21 protein-coding genes and 3 pseudogenes are annotated in these 26651 nt (G+C 71.4%); 13 read left to right on the forward strand and 11 right to left on the reverse strand.

Translation table 11 applies throughout. The features are described from left to right. Positions 1-281: 281 nt before the first annotated feature. Entirely contained in the window at positions 282-1208 is a 927-nt protein-coding gene (locus ABZW18_RS01145; RefSeq protein WP_356180275.1) for a sirohydrochlorin chelatase, read from the forward strand. Continuing rightward, positions 1192-2259, forward strand: coding sequence for an Rv2231c family pyridoxal phosphate-dependent protein CobC (gene cobC / locus ABZW18_RS01150; RefSeq protein WP_356180277.1), 1068 nt, complete (start codon positions 1192-1194; stop codon positions 2257-2259). Before ABZW18_RS01145 ends, cobC begins: the two co-directional genes overlap by 17 nt. Before the next feature lie 199 nt (positions 2260-2458). Here cobC and ABZW18_RS01155 read toward each other — a convergent pair whose 3' ends face one another. Beyond that, positions 2459-3457 carry an SCO1860 family LAETG-anchored protein gene (locus ABZW18_RS01155; protein WP_356180279.1) on the reverse strand — a complete coding sequence of 333 codons (999 nt, stop codon included), beginning with the start codon at positions 3455-3457 and terminating at the stop codon, positions 2459-2461. Between ABZW18_RS01155 and ABZW18_RS01160 the strand changes: the two genes are divergently transcribed. Beyond that, entirely contained in the window at positions 3456-3581 is a 126-nt protein-coding gene (locus ABZW18_RS01160; RefSeq protein ID WP_356180281.1) for a hypothetical protein, read from the forward strand. The two genes, ABZW18_RS01155 and ABZW18_RS01160, sit on opposite strands and share 2 nt — an antisense overlap. Positions 3582-4012: 431 nt before the next feature. Here ABZW18_RS01160 and ABZW18_RS01165 read toward each other — a convergent pair whose 3' ends face one another. Then, on the reverse strand, positions 4013-5104 hold the full coding sequence (locus ABZW18_RS01165) for an amidohydrolase family protein (RefSeq protein WP_356180284.1): 1092 nt from the start codon (positions 5102-5104) through the stop codon (positions 4013-4015). Positions 5105-5509: 405 nt separating this feature from the next. Here ABZW18_RS01165 and ectA point away from each other — a divergent pair, with 405 nt between their 5' ends. From ectA to thpD, 4 genes are all read left to right on the forward strand, one after another. Then, a complete protein-coding gene (gene ectA, locus ABZW18_RS01170) occupies positions 5510-6073 on the forward strand; it encodes a diaminobutyrate acetyltransferase (protein ID WP_356180286.1) in 564 nt (187 codons plus the stop codon). Between the two features lie 61 nt (positions 6074-6134). Next, on the forward strand, positions 6135-7403 hold the full coding sequence (gene ectB, locus ABZW18_RS01175) for a diaminobutyrate--2-oxoglutarate transaminase (protein ID WP_356180289.1): 1269 nt from the start codon (positions 6135-6137) through the stop codon (positions 7401-7403). Between the two features lie 83 nt (positions 7404-7486). Continuing rightward, positions 7487-7891, forward strand: a complete 405-nt coding sequence (locus ABZW18_RS01180) for an ectoine synthase (protein ID WP_356180291.1) — start codon at positions 7487-7489, stop codon at positions 7889-7891. Between the two features lie 58 nt (positions 7892-7949). Further along, on the forward strand, positions 7950-8849 hold the full coding sequence (thpD, locus tag ABZW18_RS01185; protein WP_356180293.1) for an ectoine hydroxylase: 900 nt from the start codon (positions 7950-7952) through the stop codon (positions 8847-8849). Between the two features lie 148 nt (positions 8850-8997). On the opposite strand, the gene ABZW18_RS01190 is transcribed toward thpD, so the two are convergent. From ABZW18_RS01190 to ABZW18_RS01200, 3 genes are all read right to left on the reverse strand, one after another. After that, positions 8998-10056 (reverse strand): aminotransferase class V-fold PLP-dependent enzyme, encoded by a 1059-nt coding sequence (locus tag ABZW18_RS01190; protein WP_356180296.1) that lies wholly within the window; start codon positions 10054-10056, stop codon positions 8998-9000. Between the two features lie 100 nt (positions 10057-10156). Beyond that, complete coding sequence (locus ABZW18_RS01195) at positions 10157-10834, reverse strand: GntR family transcriptional regulator (protein ID WP_356180298.1); 678 nt, start codon at positions 10832-10834, stop codon at positions 10157-10159. A 236-nt stretch (positions 10835-11070) separates the two neighbouring features. Further along, the gene (locus ABZW18_RS01200; protein ID WP_356180301.1) at positions 11071-12603 is read right to left on the reverse strand and encodes an aldehyde dehydrogenase (NADP(+)); all 1533 of its coding nucleotides are present in this window, start codon (positions 12601-12603) and stop codon (positions 11071-11073) included. Between the two features lie 114 nt (positions 12604-12717). On the opposite strand from ABZW18_RS01200, the gene ABZW18_RS01205 reads away from it, so the two are divergent. Beyond that, complete coding sequence (locus ABZW18_RS01205) at positions 12718-13515, forward strand: IclR family transcriptional regulator (protein WP_356180303.1); 798 nt, start codon at positions 12718-12720, stop codon at positions 13513-13515. A 25-nt stretch (positions 13516-13540) separates the two neighbouring features. Continuing rightward, a pseudogene (locus ABZW18_RS01210) lies at positions 13541-13741 on the forward strand (hypothetical protein); the annotation flags it as partial. A gap of 54 nt (positions 13742-13795) precedes the next feature. Here ABZW18_RS01210 and ABZW18_RS01215 read toward each other — a convergent pair. Beyond that, positions 13796-14989: a serine hydrolase domain-containing protein gene (locus tag ABZW18_RS01215; RefSeq protein WP_356180600.1), complete on the reverse strand. Its 1194-nt coding sequence runs from the start codon at positions 14987-14989 to the stop codon at positions 13796-13798. A 135-nt stretch (positions 14990-15124) separates the two neighbouring features. Continuing rightward, positions 15125-15253, reverse strand: a pseudogene (locus ABZW18_RS01220) (5-dehydro-4-deoxyglucarate dehydratase); the annotation flags it as partial. A gap of 183 nt (positions 15254-15436) precedes the next feature. Between ABZW18_RS01220 and ABZW18_RS01225 the strand changes: the two are divergent. The 3 genes and pseudogenes from ABZW18_RS01225 (at position 15437) to ABZW18_RS01235 (ending at position 18482) form a co-directional block, all read left to right on the forward strand. Continuing rightward, positions 15437-16264 (forward strand): annotated as a pseudogene (locus ABZW18_RS01225) (NAD(P)-dependent oxidoreductase). 85 nt (positions 16265-16349) lie between these two features. After that, entirely contained in the window at positions 16350-17561 is a 1212-nt protein-coding gene (locus tag ABZW18_RS01230; protein WP_356180306.1) for a TerD family protein, read from the forward strand. A 96-nt stretch (positions 17562-17657) separates the two neighbouring features. Continuing rightward, positions 17658-18482, forward strand: a complete 825-nt coding sequence (locus ABZW18_RS01235) for a class I SAM-dependent methyltransferase (RefSeq protein WP_356180308.1) — start codon at positions 17658-17660, stop codon at positions 18480-18482. On the opposite strand, the gene ABZW18_RS01240 is transcribed toward ABZW18_RS01235, so the two are convergent. Next, a complete protein-coding gene (locus ABZW18_RS01240) occupies positions 18454-19917 on the reverse strand; it encodes an alkaline phosphatase PhoX (RefSeq protein WP_356180311.1) in 1464 nt (487 codons plus the stop codon). The two genes, ABZW18_RS01235 and ABZW18_RS01240, sit on opposite strands and share 29 nt — an antisense overlap. A 485-nt stretch (positions 19918-20402) precedes the next feature. Then, entirely contained in the window at positions 20403-21938 is a 1536-nt protein-coding gene (locus ABZW18_RS01245) for a hypothetical protein (RefSeq protein WP_356180313.1), read from the reverse strand. 190 nt (positions 21939-22128) lie between these two features. Here ABZW18_RS01245 and ABZW18_RS01250 point away from each other — a divergent pair, with 190 nt between their 5' ends. Then, entirely contained in the window at positions 22129-23955 is a 1827-nt protein-coding gene (locus tag ABZW18_RS01250) for an endonuclease/exonuclease/phosphatase family protein (protein ID WP_356180315.1), read from the forward strand. 412 nt (positions 23956-24367) lie between these two features. Here the strand turns inward: ABZW18_RS01250 and ABZW18_RS01255 are convergent, their stop codons facing one another. Next, a complete protein-coding gene (locus ABZW18_RS01255) occupies positions 24368-24811 on the reverse strand; it encodes an SseB family protein (RefSeq protein ID WP_356180318.1) in 444 nt (147 codons plus the stop codon). A gap of 658 nt (positions 24812-25469) precedes the next feature. Beyond that, on the reverse strand, positions 25470-26462 hold the full coding sequence (dapD, locus tag ABZW18_RS01260) for a 2,3,4,5-tetrahydropyridine-2,6-dicarboxylate N-succinyltransferase (RefSeq protein ID WP_356180321.1): 993 nt from the start codon (positions 26460-26462) through the stop codon (positions 25470-25472). Positions 26463-26651: the final 189 nt, after the last annotated feature.

Consider the following 26651-nt stretch of genomic DNA (forward strand, 5'->3'; position numbering starts at 1 on the left):
CGCGACGGTCCCGCACGAGAGCCACAGCGGCGGCCCGGCCCCCGGCCGGCCGGCTACCGATCGCACCACGGACTTCCGGTCGGCTCGGTGGAGGCATCGGACGGCAAGGCGGCCCTGCACGACAGCGGGCCATCCGCGGTCAGTAGCGTTTCGGCCGACGACCGCTCCGCGGTCACCGAAGCCCCAGCCCACAATGCCCTCCCCGGCCTCCTCCACACAGAACCGGCCGAACCCCCCGAACCACCCGCCGAACCTGCTCCCCGTAGCTCCAAGGAGATCTCGTGACCACCCCGCCCGCGCTGCTCATCGCCGGACACGGCACCCGTGACGAAGCGGGAGCGGAGGCCTTCCGCGACTTCGTACGGGAGCTGGGCCGGCGCAATCCCGAACTGCCCGTCGCGGGAGGGTTCATCGAACTGTCCCCGCCGCCGCTGGCGGACGCGGTCTCCGAACTCGTCGAGCAGGGCGTGAGCCGCTTCGCGGCCGTGCCGCTGATGCTGGTGTCGGCCGGGCACGCGAAGGGCGACATCCCGGCGGCGCTCGCCCGCGAGAAGGACCGCCACCCGGGAGTCTCGTACAGGTATGGCCGCCCGCTGGGTCCGCACCCCAAGCTGCTGAAGGTCCTGGAGCGACGGCTCGACGAGGTGCTGGGCGAAACGTCGCGTTCGCCCGCCGACCGGGCGGAGACGACCGTACTGCTGGTGGGCCGCGGTTCGACCGACCCGGACGCCAACGCGGAGGTGCACAAAGCCGCCCGGCTCCTCTGGGAGGGCCGCGGCTTCGCGGGGGTGGAGACGGCCTTCGTCTCGCTCGCAGCGCCCGATGTGCCGTCCGGTCTCGACCGCTGTGTGAAGCTCGGCGCCCGCCGCGTCGTGGTGCTGCCGTACTTCCTCTTCACGGGCATCCTCCCGGACCGGGTGCGGCAGCAGACGGAGGGCTGGGCCTCGGCGCACCCCGAGATCGAGGTGCTCTCCGCCGATGTCATCGGCCCCACCGACGAGTTGGTCGACCTGGTCATGGAGCGCTACCGCGAGGCCGTCGAAGGCGATCTGCGAATGAACTGCGACTCGTGCGTCTACCGCATCGCGCTCCCGGGTTTCGAGGACAAGGTGGGCCTGCCGCAGCAGCCGCACCACCACCCCGACGACCCTTCCGGCGACGGCCACGGCCACCATCACCACCACGGCGGCCATGCCCACGCCCACTGATCCGGTGCAGCCGGCACACGACCTGCGCCATCACGGGGACGCGGAGGTACGGGACGCCGGTGCCGGGCTGACCGATCTCGCGGTCAATGTGCGCGCGGGTACTCCCCCGGCCTGGCTCAAGGACCGGATCGCCGCGTCCCTGGACGATCTCGCCGCCTACCCCGATCCCCGGGCCGCCCGGGAGGCCGTGGCCGTACGGCATGGGCTACCGGCCGGGCGGGTGCTGCTCACGGCCGGGGCGGCGGAGGCGTTCGTGCTGATGGCACGGGCTTTCCCGGCCCGCCGCCCGGTCATCGTGCACCCGCAGTTCACGGAGCCGGAGGCCGCCCTGCGCGCTGCCGGCCACCGGGTGGAACGCGTGCTGCTGGACGTACGGGACGGCTTCCGGCTGGGTCCCGGCGCCGTCCCGGAGGACGCCGACCTCGTGGTGGTGGGCAATCCGACCAACCCCACCTCCGTGCTGCACCCGGCGGAGGACCTCGCCCGGCTGGCCCGCCCCGGCCGCGTCCTGGTCGTCGACGAGGCCTTCATGGACGCGGTGCCCGGCGAGCGCGAGTCACTCGCCGGGCACACCGGTCTTCCGGGCCTGGTCGTGCTGCGCAGCCTCACCAAGACCTGGGGTCTGGCGGGGCTCCGCATCGGCTACGTCCTGGCCGAGCCGGACCGGATCGCGGCTCTGGAGCGGGCCCAGCCGCTGTGGCCGGTGTCCGGCCCGGCCCTGGCCGCCGCGGAGGCGTGCAGCGCGCCCACGGCACTGGCCGAGGCCGCGCACGCCGCCCACCGGGTCGCCGCCGACCGGGCCCATCTGCTCGCCCGCCTGGCCGAGTTCACCGGTCTGGAGGTCTGCGAGCCAGCCGCCGGGCCGTTCCTGCTGATACGGCTGGCGGGTGCCGATGCCGTACGGGAACGGCTGCGCGCCCGCGGGTTCGTGGTCCGCCGGGGGGACACCTTCCCGGGCCTCGGACCGGACTGGCTCCGGCTGGCCGTGCGCGACCGGGCCACGACGGACCGCTTCGCGGAGTCGCTCGCCAAGGCCCTCGCCGAGGGCTGAACCAGCTGAACCAAGTGCTGAACCAAGTGCTGAGCCGACAGCCGGGAGCGGGGGCCGGACGAGCGGGACGGGAACCGGAAGCGGGAACCCGGACGAGCCCGGACAGGATCCGGAAGCGAGGACCCGGAGGAGGGCCGGGACGAGGCCCGTAGGGCCCGTAGGGGCTGAGCCGGAGCCGCCCCCACGGGCCCGGTTCCGATCAGCCCTGGCGGCTCGCCGCCTGGCGCCGGCGGACCAGCATGAGCGCCCCGCCCGCACCGATCAGCAGGGCCGCGCCGCCCGCCAGGTACGGCGTGGCGGAACTGCCACCGGTCTCCGCGAGGTTGTCCTTCTCATCGGTGGAGCCGGTCTGGGTGCTGATGTCGGGAGCCTCGGTCGTGCCTGCGGTGGGCTGCCCCTCCTGCGGCTGCCCCTCCTGCGGCTGCTCCCCCTGCGGCTGCCCCTCCTGCGGCTGCCCCTCCTGCTGCTGCCCCTCCTGCTGCTGCCCCTCCTGCGGCGCGCCCTTGGGGCTCTCGCAGGTGGCCTCGGCGAGCGTGACCCGCCCGTGGACCTTGGCGACGTTCAGCTTCTTCGGGTTGACGGAGACCTTCAGATCCAGAGCGGTGGCAGCGGCAGTGCGCGAGGTGGTCTCGGTCTTCGACAGGTCGAGCCGCACCTCACCGATGTCCGGCACATCCACCTTGGTCGTACCGTCGGCGCGGAGCGTGACCTTCTTGCCGAGCACGAGCACGCTGCCCAGCACGTTCGACTCGGCGGTCGGCCGCTTGCCGGTCTCGCACACCACCTTCGAGGTGACCTGCTGGACCTCGATGAGCGACAGCAGCGGCAGACCCGGGACATGGACCTTGGCGCGGACGAGATTCGCGTAGCCCTCGGACTTGCGGGCCTCCGCGGTGGCTCGTGCGGTGGCCACATCGGCGCGCAGCACGCTGAAGGGCTTGCCGTGACCGACTCCGTCCAGCTTCACGCTCAGCGCGGTCTTCTCCGCGCTGGCGGGCGCGTGCACCTCGTTGAGCGTGGCGTTCAGCGGAACATGGGCCTTGTTGAGCAGTTTGACATCGAGGCCGGTGCGGAGCACGACGGCACCGGCCTTCCCGTGCCCGCCGGTGGCGTGCGCGGGCACCGCGACGAGGAGGGCCGCAGGACCGGCGGCCAGAGCGGTGGCGGTCAGCACGGCGGCGGCACGGCGCACGGGCATGCTGAAGGCAGAGCTGTTCAAGGTGTGGAACCCCCACAAGAGACATGGAGTCGCCGGCGTGGCCCATGGGGACATCAAGAGCGCCGGCGACCTCGACCCCGAAATACTTACGTACTGGGAGTGAACGAACAGTGTCCTGACGTGAGTTCATCCCAAAGGGTGGTTTCCGCCCTGGTTTTCGAATCTTGGGACACGTGCGTTCGCGGCTGTCACCCCAGCCACGTCGGACAGCCCCGACACAGCCACTTCCAACGACACGCGCCCCGTGCGCGTAACGCTCGGTCAACGGGGCTCATCGTGGTGACCCGGATCCGCCGCGCACCGCACAGCGAGGACAGCGAGCCCCGAACGGACGGGGCCGGCGGGCCCACAACCGGCCCCGCCGGCCCCGTCCACAGCCCCTCAGCCGCCTCAGCTCCACTGAGCTCCCTCATGCCGCCTCGAAGCCTCAGCATCCCCTGAGCGGGACCCCTGAGTCCCCTGAGCCCCCAGAGCCCCTGAGGCCACTCAAGGCCCCCTCAGCCCCCCTGAGTCCCCTGAAGCCCCTGAAGCCCCTCAGCCGATGACCCGTCCGCGCAGGACCACTAGCCGCGGAGCGGTCAGCACCCTGACGTCCGCCCGCGGATCGGACTCGTAGACCACCAGGTCCGCCGGTGCCCCCTCGGTCAGTCCCGGCCGTCCCAGCCACTCCCGCGCTCCCCAGGCGGTGGCCGAGAGCGCCGCGACGGCCGGGATCCCGGCCTTGACGAGCTCGGCGACCTCGGCGCCGACCAGCCCGTGCGCGAGCGAGCCCCCCGCGTCCGTGCCCACGTACACCGGGATCCCCGCGTCGTACGCGGCGCGCACCGTGTCGTAGCGACGGGCGTGGAGCCTGCGCATATGGTCCGCCCACCGGGGGTATCTGGCCTCTCCACCGACCGCGAGCCGCGGGAAGGTCGCGATGTTGACCAGGGTCGGGACGATGGCGACGCCCCGCTCCGCGAACAGCGGGATGGTCTCCTCCGTCAGCCCGGTGGCGTGCTCGATGCAGTCGATGCCCGCCTCCACCAGATCGGTGAGGGACTCCTCCGCGAAGCAGTGGGCGGTGACCCGGGCTCCCAGCCGGTGCGCCTCCGCGATGGCCGCCTCCACCGCGCCACGCGGCCAGCAGGCGCTCAGGTCGCCCGTACCGCGGTCGATCCAGTCGCCGACGAGCTTGACCCAGCCGTCGCCCCTCCGGGCCTCCTGCGCCACATACGCGACCAGGTCCTCGGGCTCGATCTCGTGCGCGAAGTTGCGGATGTAACGCTGCGTACGGGCGATGTGACGGCCCGCGCGGATGATCCGTGGCAGATCCTCGCGCTCGTCGATCCAGCGGGTGTCGGAGGGCGAGCCGGCGTCCCGGATCAGCAGGGCGCCCGCGTCCCGGTCGGTCAGCGCCTGCTTCTCGCTCGTCGACTCGTCGACCGGCCCGTGGGCGTCGAGCCCCACGTGGCAGTGCGCGTCGACCAGCCCCGGCAGTGCCCAGCCGGACACCGTGGCGACGTCCCGGATGCCGGACGGGCGCGCGAATGAGATCCTGCCGTCCACGACCCACAGCTCGTCCCTGACGTCATCCGGGCCGACCAGTACCCGCCCCTTGATATGCAGCACAGCACTCTCGCTCATGGCACGACTGTACGAGCCCGTGCGCACCGGAGGTATCAGGCCCCTGCCACCCCGAACATACGTCCCAGGATTTGCCGGAACAGCGAATCAAGATATCCTTTGCTGGCGAATTCCCAATTCACTGAATGTGTAGCTTCCCTTGTGCTTCTTCCCCGGTTCGAGGAACCCAAACACCACACTTTTGGGTGCGTCCAGCGATGCAATTCGGACAGATCTCGAGGTCGTTACGCACATGTGACGGACTCCACACCCAGTCCGGTTTGCCCGGTTACAACCGGGCAAACACGGTCATTTCGACTACTGGCCGCGTGCCCGCGCGTCCCCGCGCGATAACACATGACCCCCCTCTTGCGTAACCCCTGCCCGAGATGCGTTTTCGATTTGCCCTCGGTAAATTTAATTCGCATGACCGCCGCTCAAGCAGACCTTGCAGGCGCCCACTCGGAATTCCTCGAAATGCCGGAGGGGCTCGTTCTCGACTCCCCAAGGGTCGAGGACGGAGCCGCGATCTGGCGTATCGCCCGCGACTCGAAGGTGCTCGACCTCAACTCCTCGTACAGCTACCTCCTGTGGTGTCGCGACTTCGCCGCCACATCCGTGGTGGCGCGTGACCGGGACGGCGAGCCAGTCGGTTTCATCACCGGCTACATCCGCCCCGGGCGCCCGCAGACCCTGGTCGTCTGGCAGGTCGCCGTGGACCACGCGCAGCGCGGCAAGGGCCTGGCCGCCGCGCTCCTCGACGGACTGACCGCCCGTGTCACCGAAGAGCTGGGCGCCGACCGCATCGAGACCACGGTCACCCCCGACAACACCCCGTCGAACCGACTGTTCAGCTCGTACGCGGAGCGGCACGAAGCCGCCGTGGAGCGCGAGGTGCTCTTCGACGGCGGGCTGTTCCCCGACGACGGGCACGAGCCCGAGGTGCTGTACCGGATCGGCCCCCTGGCCGGCTCGGCGGCCCGGCCCTGACAGACCGGCCCGTCCCCCAAGACTTTCCCTTCCCCACGCACTCATCTCCCTGGAGCATGCTGTGACCATCACCCCGCCCGCACTGAGCGTCTTCGAGACTCTGGAGTCGGAGGTGCGCAGCTACTGCCGCAGCTGGCCTGCTGTGTTCGACCGTGCACAGGGCAGCTACATGTACGACGAGGACGGCCACACGTACCTCGACTTCTTCGCCGGCGCCGGTGCGCTGAACTACGGGCACAACAACCCGGTACTCAAACGTGCGCTGATCGACTACATCGAGCGTGACGGCGTCACCCACGGCCTCGACATGGGCACCACCGCTAAACGGGCGTTCCTGGAGGCCTTCCAGAACGTCATCCTGCGGCCGCGTGACCTGCCGTACAAGGTCATGTTCCCCGGCCCGACGGGCACCAACGCCGTCGAGGCAGCCCTCAAGCTGGCCCGTAAGGTCAAGGGCCGCGAGTCGATCGTCAGCTTCACCAACGCCTTCCACGGCATGTCGCTGGGCGCGCTCGCCGTGACCGGCAACTCGATGAAGCGGGCCGGCGCCGGCATCCCCCTGGTGCATGGCACCCCGATGCCGTTCGACAACTACTTCGACGGCCGCGTCCCGGACTTCCTGTGGTTCGAGCGGCTGCTCGAGGACCAGGGCGGCGGCCTCAACCAGCCGGCCGCCGTGATCGTCGAGACGATCCAGGGCGAGGGCGGCATCAACGTCGCCCGCCCGGAGTGGCTGCGCGCCCTGGCCGACCTGTGCGAGCGCCGCGACATGCTGCTGATCGTCGACGACATCCAGATGGGCTGCGGCCGTACCGGCGCCTTCTTCTCCTTCGAGGAGGCGGGCATCACGCCGGACATCGTGACCCTGTCGAAGTCCATCAGCGGATACGGCATGCCGATGTCGCTCACCCTGTTCAAGCCGGAGCTGGACATCTGGGAGCCCGGCGAGCACAACGGAACCTTCCGCGGCAACAACCCGGCCTTCGTCACCTCGGCCGCCGCGCTGGACACCTACTGGTCCGACGGTCAGATGGAGAAGCAGACCATCGCCCGCGGCGAGCAGGTCGAGCAGGCGCTGAGCGCGATCGTCGAGGAGCACCCGCGGCTCGGCGGCGAGTACCGGGGCCGTGGCCTGGTCTGGGGCCTGGAGTTCACCGAGAAGTCCCGTGCGTCGGCCGTGGCCGCTCGCGCCTTCGAGCTGGGGCTGCTCATCGAGACCTCCGGGCCGCAGAGCGAGGTGGTCAAGCTGCTGCCGCCGCTGACCGTCTCCCCCGAAGAGCTGGACGAGGGTCTGCGCACCCTCGCCCGGGCGGTGCGCGAGACAGTCTGACGGATGGGGCGGTCAACCCTGTTCAACGGGTTGACCGCCCCCTCCGCACCGCCGACCGTAGAGAAGAAAGGCACCCGATCACCGTGATCGTCCGATCGTTTCAGGACATCGAAGGCACTGACCGCGACGTGACCGCCAAGAGCGGCACCTGGCGCAGCAAGCGCATCCTCCTCGCGAAGGAGCGGGTGGGCTTCTCGCTTCACGAGACGACGCTCTACGCGGGTACGGAGACGTCGATGTGGTACGCCAACCACATCGAGGCCGTGCTGTGTGTGGAGGGCGAGGCCGAGCTGACCAACGACGAGACCGGCGAGACGCACTGGATCGAACCCGGGACCATGTACCTCCTGGACGGTCACGAGCGTCACACGATGCGCCCGAAAACGGACTTCCGTTGCGTCTGTGTCTTCAACCCGCCGGTCACCGGCCGGGAGGACCACGACGAGAACGGCGTGTACCCGCTGCTCACCGAGCCCGCCGAGAGCTGAGCTCCCAACGGGGGTTCGAGAAAGAGCAGGGACGTACGAGAGGAGAAGGAGCAGCACCATGACCACCGCACCCGAGCGAACGGCCGATCTCTACCCGACGCGCGGCGCCACCGAGGTGGCCACTCCGCGCCTGGACCCGGTTATCTGGTCCGAGCCCGGAGCTCCGGGCCCGATCCAGCCGTCGGAGCTGCGCGGCCTGGACCGCGACGGCTTTCTGACGGTCGACCAGCTGATCACCCCGGATGAGGTGGTGAAGTACCGTGCGGAGCTCGACCGGCTGATCATCGACCCGGAGGTCAGGGCGGACGAGCGCTCGATCATCGAGTCGACGACGCAGGACGTCCGTTCCGTGTTCGAGGTGCACCGGATCAGCGAGCTGTTCGCGGAGCTCGTGCGAGACCCGCGGGTGGTGGGCCGTGCCCGGCAGATCCTCGGTTCGGACGTGTACGTCCACCAGAGCCGGATCAACGTCAAGCCCGGTTTCGGTGCCTCCGGGTTCTACTGGCACTCCGACTTCGAGACCTGGCACGCCGAGGACGGCCTGCCGAACATGCGGACGGTGTCCGTCTCGATCGCGCTGACCGAGAACTACGACACCAACGGCGGCTTGATGATCATGCCGGGTTCGCACCGTACGTTCCTCGGCTGCGCGGGGGCAACGCCGAAGGACAACTACAAGAAGTCGCTGCAGATGCAGGACGCGGGGACTCCGTCGGACGAGGCGCTGACGGACTTCGCGAGCCGGCACGGGATCAAGCTGTTCACCGGCGCCGCGGGTTCGGCGACCTGGTTCGACTGCAACTGCATGCACGGTTCGGGTGACAACATCACGCCCTTCCCGCGCAGCAACGTCTTCATCGTCTTCAACAGCGTGGAGAACGAAGCGGTGGAGCCGTTCGCGGCACCGATCCGGCGTCCCGAGTTCATCGGGGCACGGGACTTCACCCCCGTACGGTGAGGTCGTGGTGAGGTCGTAGCAGTCACGTAGGACACGAGAGCCCCGCCCGGCTCGGTGCGTTGCCGGGCGGGGCTCTCGTTATGCCGCCCCTGTCGCAGCGGCGTCCGCTGCGACAGGGGCGCACAGTGGCGCAGTGCGTCGTACGAGCTCAGGCCCGTTCGTGGAGTCCGGACAGCTCACCGAGCAACCGGTCCACGTCAGCGGCGGTGTTGTAGAGGTGGAAGGCCGCGCGGAGGTTGCCGGCGCGGTCCGAGACATGGACCTCGGCCTCGGCGAGGCGGCCGGCGGCGTGGCCGAGGCCGGGCACCGCGACGATGGGCGAGCCCGGGGCGCCCAACGGCTCGTACCCCAGGCCTGCCAGGCCGTCGCGGAAGCGGTCGGCGAGCGCGGTGTCATGGGCGTGGATCGACTCGGTGCCGAGCTCCTCGACGAGCGCGAGGGAGTGCCGGGCCGCTACGTAGGAGAAGAGGCTGGGGCTTTCGTCGAAGCGCCGGGCGGAGTCCGCCAGTTGCCGGACGGGGCCGTAGCAGCTGTCCCAGGGTTCCTCCCCCGCCACCCATCCGGCGAACAGCGGCGTCAGCGAGCCGAGGTCCTCGGGGACGGTGAGGAAGGTGACGCCGCGGGGGCACATCAGCCACTTGAAACCGACGGCCACGGTGAAGTCGAAGTCGTCCGCGCTCAGCGGCAGCCAGCCGGCGGACTGGGAGGCGTCGATGAGCGTACGGGCCTCGTGGGCGCGGGCGGCGGCCCGGACGGCCTGGAGGTCGGCGATCCGGCCGTCGGCCGACTGGGCGGCGCTGACGGCGACCAGGGAGGTGCCGGGGCGCACCTCGTCGGCCAGGCGTTCGAGGGGTGCGCTGCGCACGGTGAGGTCGCCGCGGACGACGAAGGGATTGACGAGGGAGCTGAAGTCGTTCTCCGCGACGAGGACTTCGGAGCCGGAAGGCAGTGAGGCCGCGATCAGCCCGGCGTACACGGCGACCGAGGCGCCGGCCGCGACCCGCCTGACGGGCACCCCGGCCAGCCGGGCGTAGCAGGCCCGGGAGAGCTCAACGGACTCGAAGCCCTCGTACGTCTTCCCCGCGGCGGCGTCCTCCACGGCGGTGCGCAGGGCGGTCACGGACCGTGCGGGGAACAGGCCGCTGGATGCGGTGTTGAGATACGTCGTCTGCGGCGCGAACTCGGCGCCTGCGAGGCTCTTCTCCATGTCTCCCCACTATGGGACCCGGCGATCATCACGTCCATCGTGTTTCTCCCGGCTCCGGCGTCGGCGAGTTGCTCATACACGCCGCCGACCTGGGGATCTCTCAGTTCTCGGCGGGGCGCGGGAGCGCGAATTCCTCGCCGACGCCTATGCGGCGCAGGGTCGAGGAGACATGCCGGTGCAGGAGTTCGCGGGCGTCGCCGCTCCGCCCGTGGGCCATGGCCTCGGCGATGGCGGTGTGCTCGGCGACGTCGTTCTCCGGGTTGCCGGGACCGATGGTGGAGGCGGCGGCCACATGCCAGGTCCGGTCCCACAGGGAGGCGTGCATGTCGGCCACCACCGGATTGCCGGCCGCGCTCACCAGGCGGGTGTGGAACACCCTGCCGAGCTTCATCGCGTCTTCGGGTGTGCTGACCTCGTGGAGCCCGTCGAGGAGTCCTATGCCCAGCTCGCGCAGGTCCGGACGGCCGCGGGCCGCGACGGAGTCCAGGGCGAAGATCTCCAGGAGGAGCCGGGCCTCCATGATGTCGCGGGCCTCCTGGAGTTTGACGGGCAGGATCATCGCGCCGCGCGTGGGGTAGAGGCGCAGGGCACCCTCCTTCTGGAGGCGGGTGAAGGCCTCTTGGACGGCGGCGTCCGGGAGGCCCAGCTCCGCTGCCACCACGTCCTCGTGCAGCAGCTCCTCCGAGTCGTAGCTGCCGTCCATCAGACGTGCCCTGATCTCGGCATATGCCCGGTCCACCGGTCCGGTTGCGGAGGCCTCTGAGGTTCTGTCCGGCATGCACCTATTGTCACTCATTCGCCTGTTCCCTCTCGGGGGAACATGGGGGACAGGCATACGGATCCAGGCGTACGGTCCCGCGTGCGCGAGCCGGGCTTCGGCGCCGACTGAGCGCGGCTCCGGGCGCCGGACCGGCACGACCCCTGCGGGAGCGTACGAGCCGCCGCGGCGGCGTTGCGTACGGGAACGGCCTCCGGGGGCCGGGCCCGCCGCGCGGAGTCCCGGAGCGGCGCCGGTCAGTTCTCCCGGCGGCCGTCGACGCGGCGCGGGAGCCGGAGGGGGTTGTCCTCGCGCAGCTCGGGCGGCAGCAGCGCCTCGGGGGTGCTCTGGAAGACCACCGGGCGCAGCCAGCGCTCGATCGCGGTCCCGCCCACCGAGGTGGAGGCCGAGGTGGTCGCTGGATAGGGGCCGCCGTGGTGCTGGGCGGGGGCCACGGCGACGCCGGTGGGCCAGCCGTTGACCAGCACCCGCCCGGCCAGCGGGATGAGCTCGGCCAGCAGCCTGGCCGCGGGGCCCTCGCTCTGCGCGGCCTCCTGCGCGCCGAGGTGGACGGTGGCGGTGAGGTTGCCCGGCAGCCGGCCGAGCACCGCGGAGACCTCGGCCTCGTCCGCGTACCGCGCGACGACCGTGACTGGCCCGAAGCACTCCTCCAGCAGCAGGTCGTGGTCCTCACCGTCCGCGAGCCGCGCGGCCGGGACGGTGAGGAAGCCCGCGCTGACCGCGGTCTCGCCGCTCTCGCCGGGGGTGACCGGGCTCTGCACGCCCGTGAGCGCCGCTCTGGCCCGCACCCCCGCCACAAAGGCCTCCCGCATCCGGGGGTCGAGCAGCACGCCCTCCGCCGTGTCGCTGACGGCCTCGGTGAGGGACTTCAGCAGCCTGTCCCCCGCCTCCCCCGTCGGGGCGAGCACCAGGCCGGGCTTGACGCAGAACTGGCCGACACCGAGGGTGACCGACCCGGCGAGCCCCGTGCCGATCCGCTCCGCGCGCTCGCTCGCCGCGGCCTCGGTGACCACGACGGGGTTGAGGCTGCCCAGCTCGCCGTGGAAGGGAATGGGCGCCGGGCGGGCCGCCGCGGCGTCGAACAGCGCACGGCCGCCGCGTACGGAACCGGTGAATCCGGCCGCCGCGACCAGCGGGTGCCGCACCAGCTCGAGGCCCGCGTCGAAGCCGTGCACCAGGCCGACGACCGCCTCGGGCAGGCCGTGCCGCGCGGCGGCACGGCGCAGCAGGCAGGCGCACAGTTCCGAGGTGGCGGGGTGGTCGGGGTGCGCCTTGACGACGACCGGGCAGCCGGCGGCGAGCGCGCTGGCCGTATCGCCGCCGGGGACGGAGAACGCCAGCGGGAAGTTGCTGGCGGAGTAGACGGCCACGACGCCGAGCGGCACCTTGTAGCGGCGCAGGTCGGGGCGGGGCACGGGGCCCGCGTCCGGGTCGGGGTGGTCGATGAGGATGTCGAGGAAGGCGCCCTCGTCCACGGTGTCGGCGAAGGAGCGCAGCTGGTAAGTCGTGCGGGCCAGCTCGCCGGTGAGGCGGCCGGGCCCGAGCGCGGTCTCGGCGTCGGCGGCCTCGATGACGTGCTCACCGGCCTCGTCGAGCAGGTCGGCCGCGGTGCGGAGGAAGGCCGCGCGCACGGTCCGGTCGGCGAGCGCTCCGCGTACGGCGTGCGCGTCGCGCACCGCTCGGTCGACCTCCTCGGCCGTGGCCTCGGTGGCAACCTGCTCCCGCTGCTTCCCGGTTCGGGGGTCGACGCTCCAGACTGGTGCTGCCACCGTTGAATCCTCCTGCTTGCCGCACACGGGACGCCGTTCGATATGCTGAATTCTGTCCCTGATGGTGAATTCTTCCGGGACTCTATTTCCGGTCGGAGGAAGGGGTCAAGGGCGATGTCGGCTGCGAGTGGGGGCGCCACCGGCCGGGGGGCGGGAGAGGCCGGAGCCCAGGTCAAGTCCGCGGTGCGCACCGTGGAACTGCTCGAATTCTTCGCCGGGCGGCCCGGAATGCACAGCCTCGCGGCCGTCCAGGAGGCCGTCGGCTACCCCAAGTCCAGCCTCTACATGCTGCTGCGCACACTGGTGGAACTGGGCTGGGTCGAGACGGACGCCACCGGCACGCGCTACGGCATCGGGGTCCGGGCGCTGCTCGTCGGCACCTCGTACATCGACGGCGACGAGGTCGTGGCCGCCGCCCGGCCCACCCTGGACCGGCTCTCGGACGACACCACGGAGACCATCCACCTCGCCCGGCTGGACGGCACCAACGTCGTCTATCTCGCGACCCGGCAGTCCCAGCACTATCTGCGCCCGTTCACCCGCGTCGGCCGCAGGCTGCCCGCGCACTCCACGTCGCTGGGCAAGGCGCTGCTCGCCAGCTACTCCGACGAGCAGGTGCGCAAGATGCTGCCCGAGACGCTGAGTTCGCTGACCGAGCACACCATCACCGACCGCGAGAAGCTCATTGACGAACTGCATCTCGTGCGCGAGCAGGGCTATGCCGTGGACCGCGAGGAGAACACGCTGGGCCTGCGCTGCTTCGGTGTCGCGATCCCGTACCGCACGCCGGCGAGGGACGCGATCAGCTGCTCGGTGCCGGTGGCCCGGCTCACCCCCGGCCACGAACAGATGATCAAGGACGCCCTGTTCGACGCCCGGGACCGGCTGACCCTCGCCACGCGACGGCTCTGACCCGGCGGTTCCGGCCCCGGCGGCGCCTTTCCGGCTGCTCACCTGCACCGTTTTCACCCTGCTGGTCATGGCCGGCACCGCGCCCGGCCCCTTCCTCGGCGTGGGGCTGTGGGAGGGGCTGGGCGCGGTCGTCACCGGGGTCGCGCTGCGCCGTGAGCGGGCCGCGGCGGCGGACCGGCGGACACGGCGTCCCGAGCTCCCGAGGGGTCTGAGGGGCCTGACGTAGACCCCAGGAGACCTGCCTGCGGGTCCTCTGCCGGGTCCTGGGCGAACGGCTGGGTCAGGACAGCTGGGCGGCGGCCCCGTCGATGGCGCAGGTGCGTACTGCCGCCGCCAGGGCCAAGGCTTCCGGGCCCGCGCCGCCCGGGAACGGGAACCGCTGCCGGATGTAGCCGAAGCCGAGACCGGTCCGCGGGTCGGCGAAGGCGAGGGAACCGCCCGCGCCGCCGTGCCCGAAGGCGCCGGCGCCCAGATAGGGGTGCTTATCGCCCATCGTGCGGAAGCCCAGTCCGAATTCGCTGTGCTCACGCAGCACGAGATCGTGCCCGACCGACTGGATCTGCGCGACCGCGGCCGCGGTGTCCGGCGTCAGCAGCGGCGGCAGTCCGTCCAGCGTGCTGATCGCCGCCGCATAGAGCCTGGCGAGGCCGCGGGCGGACGCGACGCCTCCGACGGACGCGGGTCCCGCGGCCCGTGCCGCCCGGGAGTTGGGGAGCGCCTCCAGCGGCAGAGGGTCGCCGTTCCGGTTGAAGGCGACGCCGGGGATGCTGTCCGGCGCGGTCCACATCTCGGCGGCCTGCCGCTGCTGCTCGGCGGTGAGCTGCGCGGGCAGTACGTCGAGGACCCGCGGCTCGTGCTTCTCCGGCAGTCCCAGGAAGAGGTCGATGCGGCGCGCGTCGCGGATCTCGGCGGCGTAGAACTCGTGAAGTGTGCGGCCGGTGGAGCGGAACACCACCTCTCCGGTGAGAGCGGCGACGGTGAACGCGTGGTAGCCGTGCGCGGACCCCGGCCGCCAGTAGGGGCGTTGGCCTGCCAGCCGCGCCGCGACGCTCCGGTCGTGGAGGATCTCATCGGAGCCGAACCCGGGGTCGGTGCCGATCAGCCCCGCCTGATGGGAGATCAGCTGCCGAAGCGTGAGCGTGTCCTTGCCCTCCGCCGCGAACTCCGGCCAGTAGTGGCGTACTTCCTTGTCCAGGTCGAGCGTGCCGTCCTGGACGAGCAGCGCGACCGCGAGATGGGCCGCGCCCTTGCCCGAGGAGAAGACCCCGATCAGCGAGTCCTCGGCCATCCCGGGGCCGCCCCACAGATCCACCACCGGCCGGCCGTGGACGTAGGCGGCGACCTGGGCGGCATGACCGGAGTCGGCGGCCAGGACGGCCGCGAACGCCTCGCGCACGGGCTCGAATCCGTCGGCGACGGTGCCGTGCACCGCCTGCCCGCCGATTGCTGGGTGGGGGGTGATCTCGTCGAGCATCTGCGCTCCCTGTCGGTCCACGGTGGTCATACGGATCAAGTCGTGGCGCTGTACCGGTATTCCGTGCGGGACGGTCGCCGACGACGTCCCAGGGGTAGAGGAACACGGAGACTCGCATGTGGTCTCCCCGCAAGGTCAGTTGCCGGACGGTCCGGACAGCAGCGCCCTGCCGCGCTCGATCAGCTCGGCCAGTTCCTTGATGTGGGCCGGGCTCGGTTCGGTGAGCGGGGAGCGGACCTCGCCGACCTCGAGTCCGCTCAGCCGGGGAGCTCGCCGTCCGCTACGCCCGGATCGCGGAGGAGGCGGGCGCCGCAACTCCTTGGCTTGTCCATGCATATGAACCATACCCACGGATGAGGCCTACCGCCGTCCGCTCCACGTCCTGCCGAGGCCGCCTGCCGCCCCACCGCCCGCCGTCCGCCACCCGCTCCCCGAGGAGACCCGCCGATGCCCGCTCCCCGTACGGTCCTGCTCACCGGCGCCGCAGGCGGCCTCGGCACCCTCATGCGGGAGCGGCTCCCCGGATACGGCTACCGGCTGCGGCTGCTGGACCTCGTGCCGGTCGAGGGCGCACCCGACGACGGCACAGCGATCACCGCCGACCCGGCCGACACGGACGCGCTGCGCGACGCGATGAGTGGTGTCGACGCGGTCGTCCACCTCGCGGGCATCTCCCTGGAAGCGCCGTTCGACAAGGTCCTGCACTCCCCCATGCAGGGCACCTACAACCTCTACGAGCTCTACGAGGCGGCGCGCGCCGAGGGCGTGCGCCGGATCGTTCTCGCCTCCAGCAACCACGCCGTGGGCTTCACCCCGCGGCCGGCCGCGGGCGACCCCCTGCTCCAGGTCGGCACCCCGCACCGCCCCGACACCTTCTACGGGCTGTCCAAGTGCTTCGGCGAGGACCTCGCCTCGCTCTACCGGGACCGGCACGGCCTGGAGACCGTCGCCATCCGCATCGGCTCCTGATTTCCCCTGCCCACGTCCGTCCGCATGCTGTCGATCCGGTGGAGCCCGGACGACTGCGCCCGGCTGCTGCACGCGTCGCTCACCGCCGAGGACGTACGGCACACGGTCGTCCACGGAAGCTCGGCGAACACCCGGCTGTGGTGGGACCTGTCCGGCGCGCCGGCGCTGGGATACGAGCCGCAGGACGACTCGGAGCCGTACGCCGAGAAGCTCATCGCCGAGCAGGGCGAACCGGACCCGGCCGACCCGGACCACGACCGTCTGGGCGGCCGCTTCTGCACCGACCCGCCCGCCTGGCCGCACTGACCGTCCGGCCGCACTGCATCGGGACCGCCGCACGGACGGACGTAGGTAATGGAACCGTAAAGCGGCCTCGTTCGTTACCCCGAGCATGACCGCTATGACCCCTGGCTCGAACATTGCGCTCTCCGTCCCGCGTGTGGCGGTGGATGTCAGCGCCCCGGTGCAGCTCGACGTATCGGGCCTGCTGCTCACCCCCGACGGCAAGGTGCGCTCCGACGACGACTTCGTCTTCTACAACCAGCCGTCAGGTGGGGGCGTGACCCACCGGGCGGGCGGCGGCGCCGGGCCGGACTCGATCACTGTGGACACCGGCTCCGTCCCCGCGGGCATCGACAAGATCGTGGTGACCGCGAGCCTCGACGCGCCGGGCACGACCTTCGCCGGCACCGAGCCCACCGCGACCGTCCGCAGCGCCGACGACGGCAGCGTGCTCGCCACCTTCACCCCGCCGCAGCTCGGCACCGAGACCGCGCTCGTCGTGATGGAGATCTACCGCAGGGCGGGAGCGTGGAAGGCCCGCGCGGTGGGGCAGGGTTACGCCAACGGGCTGGCCGGAATCGCGAGCGACTTCGGGGTGAGCGTGGACGAACCCGCCGCACCCCCGGCTCCGGCCGCAGCCCCCGCCGCCGCTGCCCAGCCGGTGCCGCCCGCCGCGCCCGCGCAGCCCTCGGCAGCCCCGGCCGCACCCGCCGCTCCCCCGGCCGCTGCCGCCGCCGGGACGGGCAAGATCAACCTCGACAAGGGCCGGGTGAGCCTGCAGAAGAACCAGACGGTCTCCCTCGTCAAGGGCGGCGCCCCGCTGCTGACCTCCGTGAAGATGGGCCTCGGCTGGGAGCCCGCCTACCGCGGCAAGGACATCGACCTCGACGCGTCCGTCATCGCCTACGGCCCGGACCGCAAGAAGGTCGACGCGTGCTACTTCGGCAAGCTCGCCATCCTGGGCGGCGTGATCCAGCACTCCGGGGACAACCTCACCGGCGAGGGCGGTGGCGACGACGAGGCGATCACCGTGCACATGGGCGACCTCCCGCCGAACGTCACCGGTCTTGTCTTCACCGTGAACTCCTACTCCGGCCAGAAGTTCACCGAGGTGGCCAAGGCATACTGCCGGCTTCTCGACGCCGGCTCCGGTCAGGAGCTGGTGCGCTTCGACCTGACCAACGCCGAGCCGCAGACAGGCGTGTTGATGTGCAAGCTGGTCCGCCAGTTCTCCGGCGAATGGGAGATGACGGCCATTGGCGACTACGTCGACTCGCGGACGGTGCGTGGCATGGTGAAGCCGGGCGGGAAGGCTCTGTGACGTCCATGAGCGGGCCGCCGGCCCCGGCCGGCGCACGGCAGGTCGACGCCGTGAGGCCGGCGGCCGCCCGAGACTCCTGCGAAGCGAGGGCCGCCGGTGAGTGAACACGGTCCGCCTGTCCCGGAGCAGATCGACAAGAGCTACGGTGCGTTCGACCTCAGCTCGGTGCCCGCCTTCTCGGGCGGGTTCATCAACTTCGGCTACTGGCACGGCATCCCGTCCGACCGCCCGCTGACCGAGGAGGACCGGCTCCGCACCGGGCAGGAGCTCTACCGTCTCGTCCTGCGCGCGTTCGACCGCACGGACGGGCTCGGCGCCGTCGAGGTGGGCTCCGGCATCGGCGTAGGCGCCGCCCTGGCACTGCGGGAGTTCGGCTTCGGCGAGGTATGCGGACTGGACCTCCACCCCGACCAGCTGGAGCGGGCCAGGCAGGCCAACGCCACCCTGCTCGCCGAGCACCCCGCGAGGCTCCGCTATGTGCGCGGAGCCGCCCAGAGCATGCCGCTCCCCGACAGCTCGGCGGACTGCGTGTACTCGGTCGAGGCGGCCCAGCACTTCCCCGACCTGCCCGGATTCGCGGCCGAGACGGCCCGCGTGCTGCGGCCGGGCGGGCGGCTGGCGATGACGACGTTCTTCGCTCCGAGCGATGACGCCGCCGCCCGGCTCCCCGGGCTTCTGCCCACCTACGCCGACGGCCTCGACCTACCGCATGTCGTCGACCGGTTCGCCACGACCCTCGCCGACACCGGCTTCACCGGCGTCCAGGTCCGTTCGATCGGCGAGGACGTCTGGGCGGCCTTCGACCGCTGGCTCGCCCAGACGCCTCTGAGAGACCTCTGGCCCCGCCGCTTCCTTCAGGCGTACGAGACCGGTCTCGTCGACTACTACGTGGTCACCGCTGATGCCGCCAGGGACCAGTGATCGCCAGCATGATCCCCGGATCCTGGATGTTGGCGAAGAGCGTGTGCCCGTCCGGCGCGAAGACGACCCCGGTGAACTCGCTGAACACCGGCTCGTCCGCGGTGCCGATATTGAGGTCGTTGCGCGCGATCGGGTAGGTCCGGCCGCTGTCCGTGGCCCCGAAGAGGTGCTGGATGCCCTCCCCGTCCTCGGCGATGATCAGCCCGCCGTACGGGGAGACGGTGATGTTGTCCGGGCCGTCGAAGGCGCCGTCCTCCCCGGGGTTCTTGTTGACGCCGAGGAGGACCTTCAGCGTGAGGGTCCGCCTGCGCGGGTCGTAGAACCACACCTGGCCGTCGTGCGCGACCGGGCTCTCCTCACGGGCGTACGAGGACACGATGTACGCGCCGCCGTCGGCCCACCACATGCCCTCCAGCTTCCGGGCGCGGGTCACCTCGTCGGCGCCGAACTGCTCGCGCACCGCCACCGTTGTGCCGTCCCGGTCCGGCACGTCGACCCAGTCCACCCCGTAGACCGTGCCCGTCCTGGTGGCCCGTGAGAGGTCGTCGACGAACCGGCCGCCCGAGTCGTAGCACTTCGGCGCCTGGAGCACACCGGCGTCGTCGGCCAGCTTCCGCAGCTGCCCGCGGCCGTGCTTGAAACCGTGCGGCGGCACCCAGCGGTAGAACAGGCCGTTCGGATCGGCGTCGTCCTCGGTCAGATACAGGTGGCCCCGCTTGAGGTCGACGACCACAGCCTCGTGGTCGTAGCGGCCCAGCGCCTTGACCGGCTTCGGGTCCCGGTTGGCCCGGCGGTCGTACGGGTCGACCTCGAAGACATAGCCGTGGTCCTTGGTCATACCGTTCTCGCCGGCCCGGTCGGAGTTCTCCTCACAGGTCAGCCAGGTGCCCCAAGGGGTGCTCCCCCCGGCGCAGTTGGTGGAGGTACCGGCGATGCCGACCCACTCGGCGACCCCGCTGCCCGCGCGCCCGTCGCTGTGCTTGTGGACCTCGACCACGGTGCAGCCACCGGCTGCGGCCGGGTCGTAGACAAGACCCTCGGCGAGCGGGACCGGGTACTTCCACTTCGACCGCGGGCCCTTGAGCTCGTGGTTGTTGACCAGCAGGGTCACACCGCGCGGCCCCTCGAAGGTGGCCGTGCCGTCGTGGTTGGAGGGCGTGGACTCGCCCGACTCCAGCTTGGTCTCACCGCTGCGGGTGATGATCCGGTACGAGAAACCCTCGGGCAGCGCGAGGATGCCGTCCGGGTCGTCCACCAGCGGACCGTAGCCCGTCCTCGGGCCGCCGTTCCGCTCCGTTCCCTCGCCGCCGTCGCTCCCGGTTTCCGACCCGATCGCACCCGGAGCCGTGGCCAGCACGCCGACGCTGCCGACAAGTGCGACCCCCGCTCCGGTGGAGGCGGAGCGCTTCGCGAAGTCTCTGCGGGTGAGCGGCATTTTCATCTCCTGGATGGCGGGATCTTTTCCCTGCTCTGCTGAACGTCACGGTGCCGCGCTCCGTCGAACAGCAATTGAACTCGACACGACATCAAGGGACCGATTACAGAACCCGTTCCCGGTCCGTACCAGCGTCCCCTCGGAAGAGACCGTAAAGAACCATGGCAAACAAGATCAACCATTGGCATTCGACGATAAGGGCATGATTCACCGCTATTCGCCTTGACCGCCGCGCCCCCGCCCGGCAGTGGGCATTTCCCTACCTGCATCGCCCAAGGGAGAAACGCGGGCCACTCGGCGTCACGACCATGCGCCGGGGCCCCGACTCCCCGGGAGCGGGCCGCGCGACGGTCGGCTCCGACTCGTGACTCCTCCACTCCCAGAAGCGGGGTGGCTTGTCGCTATGCCGGTTGGGCTTCGCCGACGGACGTACCGGCCACGCGGTACCGGCCCGGCGGTACGTCATCCGCCCGGCCCCATACCGTTCAGCTCGCCGAACCGGGCTTCGAACGGGCCTTGAAGGCCGCCTTGCGCGCCTCCTTCGCGAGCCTCTTGTCCGGATGCAACTGTCCCATCGCCTCCAGGACATCGGCGGTCGCCGGGTGGTCCACCCGCCAGGCCGCGTCGAAGAAGCCGCTGTGCTGCCCGACCACCCCTTCGATCAGTTCCCGCAGCTCCGTCGCTTCGTTCACATGCCCGAGCTGGGCGGCGATCGTGTCGATCGTCAGCCAGAACACCATGTCCTGCGGCGGCGGCGGCACATCGGTCACGCCGCGCTCGGCGAGCCCCACCCGGGCGAGCCCGCCCAGTTGGGCGTCGTCGAGTACGTCGCGCAGGGCGGGTGCGGCATGGGAGCCGACCAGCAGCAGTGCCTGCTGGCAGGCGAGGCGGCGCATCGGGGCGTGCTCGTCGTTGCCCCGGGCCGCCGCGAGGAGTTCGCGGGCCGCGTCCGCGGGTTCGCGCCGGGCGAGCCACTGTTCGACCTCGGCCTGAACGAGGGACTCCGGATGACCCGGCAGCCGGTCCAACAGGATGTCGGCGCCCTTGTCGGCGAGGTCGCCGACCGCCGGGGCCTCGATCCCGGCCTCGAGCATCCGGGCCCGTACGCCGTACACGCCGAGGGGCGTGAGGCGGACCATGCCGTACCGCGACACATCGTCCTCGTCGACCGGCGTCGTGCTCTCCCGCCGGTCCCTCTCCGCTCCGCGCCCGCTCTCTCGCTCGCCCTCGCCCTCGTACTCCTCGATCAGCTCCTCGTCCACCGGCTGGTAGTCGACGAGACCGATGGAACCGAGCATCCGGAACTGGTCGTCGAGCCGCATCATCGCCTCGGAGATCTCTTCGAGGACCTCGTCCGTCGGCGCGTCCATGTCCTCGGGGACGATGACGGAGGCCGCGAGGGCGGGCAGCGGAATCGCGCGCTGCTCCGAGGCCTCCTCCAGGACGGTCAGCAGATACAGATTGCCCAGCACGCTGTCGAGGAAGTCGGCCTCCTCCTCGGGGTTCCAGACCAGCGCGTCGAGGTCGAACTCCCCGTTCTCGCCGATGCTCTCGACCAGGTCCGCGAGGTCGGGGGCCGCGGCGTCGGCGAGCACGGTCTCGAGCCCGCTCAGCCAGATCTCCAGCACGTCCACCGGGCTGCCGGAGGTGACGGCCGCCGCCTCCTCGCCGGGGGTCGCGGTCCCGACAGCGGCGTCCTCCGAATCGTCCGCCGCCTCATCGCCCGCCGTTGCCGCTGTCTCGTCCTCCTCGATCTCCACGAGGCCGGTGTCGACGGCGAGCCGCCAGGCCTCGCTCGCTTGTTCCTGCCCTTCCTCGTCCCCCTCCAGTCCGAGGTGCCGGACCGCCTCCCGGAGCCCGTCGTCGAGGAGTTCGCCGCCCGCCCCGACCCGGGCGTGCGGCCCCGCCCAGCGGGCGAGCCGTACGGCCCGTGCGAAGAGCGGGGCGGCGAGCGCGTCCCGGGCCAGCTCGGCCTCGGACGGCAGCCGCACCGGCGGCATCGTGGAGCGGTCTGGGGACATCAGCGGGCTCTCCTCGGGACAGCGGGTCGGGCGCTGCCCAAGCGTAGACGGATATCGCCCCATGCCACCCGGTTCATGTACCCGTCAGGAGCCGTACACCGGCGGAGCCTTGACAACTCCCTTGACGGCGCAAGAGATTGACGCGCGTAGACGATGTCCGCTCCGTTCCTCGACCACTCCGGAGACCTTGATGTCCGCTCTTCCCCTTCACAGACCGGTGGCTGTCGGCGCCCTGATCGCCGCCGCGATGGCGGCCGGCCTGCTCGCCGCGCCCGATTCGGCGACCGCCGCCGAGGTCCGTATCCACGACATACAGGGCGGCACCCGGATATCCCCGCTCGCGGGCCAGAAGGTGACCGATGTGCTCGGCACCGTCACCGCGATCCGCGCCTTCGGCTCCGCACGCGGCTTCTGGGTCCAGGACCCGGACCCGGACCGCGACCGTGCGACGAGTGAGGCCGTCTTCGTCTTCACCGGCGCGAAGACCCCCGAAGTGAAGGTCGGCGACTCCGTACGGGTGTCCGGCACGGTCACCGAGTACTACCCGGGCGGGGAAGCCGCGGGGCTCCAGTCGGTCACCGAGATCAGCGCGCCCACGTGGACCGTCGCCTCCTCCGGCAATCCGCTGCCCGCCGCCTTCCGGCTGAACCCCTCGACCGTGCCGAACCGCTACAGCCCGAGCGCCGACGGCAGCAGCATCGAGAAGCTGCGGCTGCGCCCGGGCGGTTACGCCCTGGACCGGTACGAGTCGCTGGAAGGGATGCTCACCCAGGTCACCGACGCGGGCGTGGTCGGCGCGACCAGCGAGCACAACGAGCTCTGGGTGACGGCCGAGCCGCGACAGAACCGCACGGTGCGCGGCGGCACGCTCTACGGCTCCTACCGCGACCAGAACGGCGGCCGCGTCAAGGTCGCCTCCCTCATCCCCTTCGCCGAGCGGCCGTTCCCGCAGGCGAATGTCGGCGACCGCCTCGCCGGCACCACGTCCGGACCGCTGGACTACGACCAGTTCGGCGGCTACGAGCTCCAGGCCACGACCCTCGGCTCGCTCGAAGACAACGGGCTGCGGCGCGAGAGCACCCGCAAGCAGTCGGCGTCCGAACTGTCCGTGGCCACCTACAACGTCGAGAACCTCTCGCCCAAGGACTCCGCGGCCAAGTTCGACCGCCTCGCCGGGGCCGTCGTGGGCAACCTCGCCTCGCCCGACATCATCGCGCTGGAGGAGGTGCAGGACGACAACGGCCCCACGAACGACAAGGTCGTCTCGGCCGGCGCGACCCTGAAGAAGCTCACCGACGCGATCGCCGCGGCGGGCGGCCCCTCGTACGCCTGGCGTCAGATCGACCCGGTCGACGACCAGGACGGCGGCCAGCCCGGCGGCAACATCCGGGTCGCCTTCCTCTACAACCCGGAGCGTGTCTCCTTCACGGACGTCGCGGGCGGCGACTCCACGACCCCGGTGACCCCGGTGCAGGCCGAGGGCAGGGTCACGCTGTCCGCCAACCCCGGCCGGATCGACCCGCAGAACGAGGCCTGGAAGGCCAGCCGCAAGCCGCTGGCAGCCCAGTTCACCTTCCGCGGCGAGCCCGTCTTCGTCGTCGCCAACCACTTCAACAGCAAGGGCGGCGACCAGGGCCTGGACGGTCGCTTCCAGCCGCCGGCCCGCACCTCCGAGACCCAGCGGCTGGCCCAGGCCACCGCGGTCAACACCTGGGTGAAGTCACTCCTCGCGCTCGACCGGAAGGCCAAGGTCGTCGTCGCGGGCGACCTCAACGACTTCGGCTTCTCCCCCGCGCTGGACGCCCTCACCGCGGGCGGCGCCCTGACCGACCTGGTGAACCGGCTCCCGCGCGGCGAGCAGTACGGCTACGTCTTCAACGGCAACTCCCAGGTCCTGGACCACATGCTCACCAGCCGGGCCATCCGCAGGGCCGACTACGACGTCGTCCACCTCAACGCGGAGTTCGCCGACCAGGCGAGCGACCACGACCCGCAGGTACTGCGCATCCGTCCCTGACCGCCCGCCGCCCCCGGCACGGCGGCGGCCCGCCCGGTCCGAAGGCTTCCGGACCGGGCGGGCCGCCGGACCTGGAACCGGGCGCGCGGGTTCGAAGCCTGCAGGCCACTCAGGGGCACATCCTGAATTCCATGGTTGGTCTGCGGCGATGCCGGCGGAAAAGAGCCGGACCCAGTACAACGGGTTCGGCTCTTTTCCGCTGCTTCGGAACGGAATGGAGACAGGCAGATTCGCATGTTCCGCTGCCGACCGAGCCGATGCCGGTGTGCGTGTGGTCGCGCCGGCGTATCGGCTCCGCATGCCGGCCGACTTCGGTGCCGGGACGGCCCGTGGGGGCCCGGCTCACGGAGGGACGGGGTGGGGTCGAACGATGGGAGTCCGGGGGCCGGCCCCGCCTTCGCCGCCTCCCGTCTCACCGACCTGGGCCGGCCGCCCGGCCGAAGGTGGGCAGCGCCCGCACCAGGTCTGCGGGAAGGGCGAGACCGTCCTCCGTGGACGGGTTCACCGCCAGCCACAGGTCGTCCGCCGGCCAATTGGCGGCCAGCTCGGCGACGGGGATGCGGAGCGCGTTCTCGGGGTCTCCCCCGCCCGCCCGCAGTGCGTCCTCGGTCGTGAAGACGGGGACGTACCGATTACCGTCCTGTTCGATCACCGGCAGGGCGATCGCGCCCTCGGGACGCTCCTCGCCTTCGGCCGGCGGCGCCTCCGGCAGCAGGGCCACACTGTTGGCAAGGTCTTCCAGGACGGCCTGAGTTTCCGCAGCCTCCGCGCCGGACGGGGTCCCCCCGGTGGCAGCCGCCTCTGTCGGGGGCTCCTCACCCGGGTTCGCGCGGTCGTCAGGGCTCGAGGTGCTCATGATGGTCCTCTCGTCGACGGTGCTCACCGGGCCGCCTGCTCGACAGCGGTGGGCACGGGTTGCCGCAGTCGCCCGCCGGATGCCGCCCGTCGGCACGGGGCCTGGCGAGCGTGGGAACACCACCAAGGCCAGATCGCCGAACGGCCTGCGACCTGGCCGGTCGGGAAATCCGAGGAGATCGCGGCCGGCTTCGCGTCCCGCGCCAACCGCTCTACCGCTGCTGCTCCGTTGCCCACCCAGGCCCCGTCAGGCAGGGAATGCGCGAACTGCCGGAGCATGCTGCCGCGGAACGTCCATACCCCCAGCCTCCCCCCGCCCAGGCCGTGCCGCACCTGGGGGCGACAGGCCCACGCACGAGAGACGCGCGAGGGGGCCCTGCCCTGATCGTCGGGTGACATTCGCGCAGGTCAGCAGCGCAGAGGCCTGGATGGGCGCTGCCCGACGAAGCCATGTGCGCAGGGGCTCGCAGCCGGTCGGGGCGGGGCAGCTGAGCCGGAACGTGTGACGGGACCGGCGCGGAGATGAGAGAGCGCCCTCTCACGGGCCGTCGCCGGGCCGTGGGAGGGCGCTCAGCGGTGAGCGACGTGACAGCCGTGACGGCTCGAGCGCAGGTCACCGGGTGATCGTTGGAAGGGCCGCACGGGGCGGCCCTTCACCATCAGTTGTGGCTGTGCAGCGCCTCGTTGAGGCCGCCCCAGGAGCCGCTGCGCTGGAGCGCCTCGACACGGCCCGTGGTGGAGTTGCGGCGGTAGAGGAGATTGTCCGCACCGGACAGCTCGAGCGCCTTGACGACCTTGCCGTCCGGCAGCGTGACGCGGGTGCCCGCGGTCACGTACAGGCCGGCCTCCACGATGCAGTCGTCGCCGAGTGCGATGCCGATGCCGGCCTCGGCGCCGAGCAGGCAGCGCTCACCGATGGAGACGATCTGCTTGCCGCCGCCGGACAGAGTGCCCATGATCGAGGCGCCGCCGCCGATGTCGGACCCGTCGCCGACGACGACGCCCGCGCTGATCCGCCCCTCGACCATGGAGGTGCCGAGAGTGCCGGCGTTGAAGTTGACGAAACCCTCGTGCATCACCGTGGTGCCGGAGGCGAGGTGGGCGCCGAGCCGGACGCGGTCGGCGTCGGCGATCCGCACGCCGGACGGCGCGACGTAGTCCGTCATCCGCGGGAACTTGTCGATGCTGGTCACCGCGAGGTGCAGGTTGTCGGCACGGGCCGCGAGGCGCACCGCCTCGACCTGGTCCACGGCCACCGGGCCGAGGCTCGTCCAGGCGACGTTGGCGAGCAGCCCGAAGATGCCGTCCAGGTTCTGGCCGTGCGGCTTCACCAGACGGTGGCTGAGCAGGTGCAGCCGCAGGTAGGCGTCGTGCGCGTCGAGCGGCTTGTCGTCCAGGGAAGCGATGACCGTCCGCACGGCGACGACGTCGACACCGCGGCGGAGGTCGGGGCCCAGCGCGCTCGGGGCCTTCTCGCCCAGCAGCTCGGCGGTGCGCTCCACGCTCAGCCGCTCGGTTCCCGAGGGGCCGGGCTCGGCGACGAGCTCAGGAGCCGGGAACCAGGTGTCGAGAACGGCGCCATCGGCGGCGACGGTGGCAAGGCCGGCGGCGACTGCGCCGGTGATACGGGTGGTGGAAGCAACATCGGTCATGCCGAAAACCTAACCGGAGGCGGGCCGGGGAGGCGAACCGATCTCATCGGTCAGACGCCGCGCGACGCCGACCCGCCCCCTCACGGCCCTCCCACGTCACGACCCGCCCACCTCACGACCCCCCTCGTCACGGCCCGACGCGCGTCCTCATGAGCACCGGCCTGCCGGGAGACGCGGCCCCCGCTGTTC

The sequence above is a fragment of the Streptomyces sp. NPDC004647 genome, from assembly GCF_040609575.1.
Classification (GTDB): Bacteria; Actinomycetota; Actinomycetes; order Streptomycetales; family Streptomycetaceae; genus Streptomyces.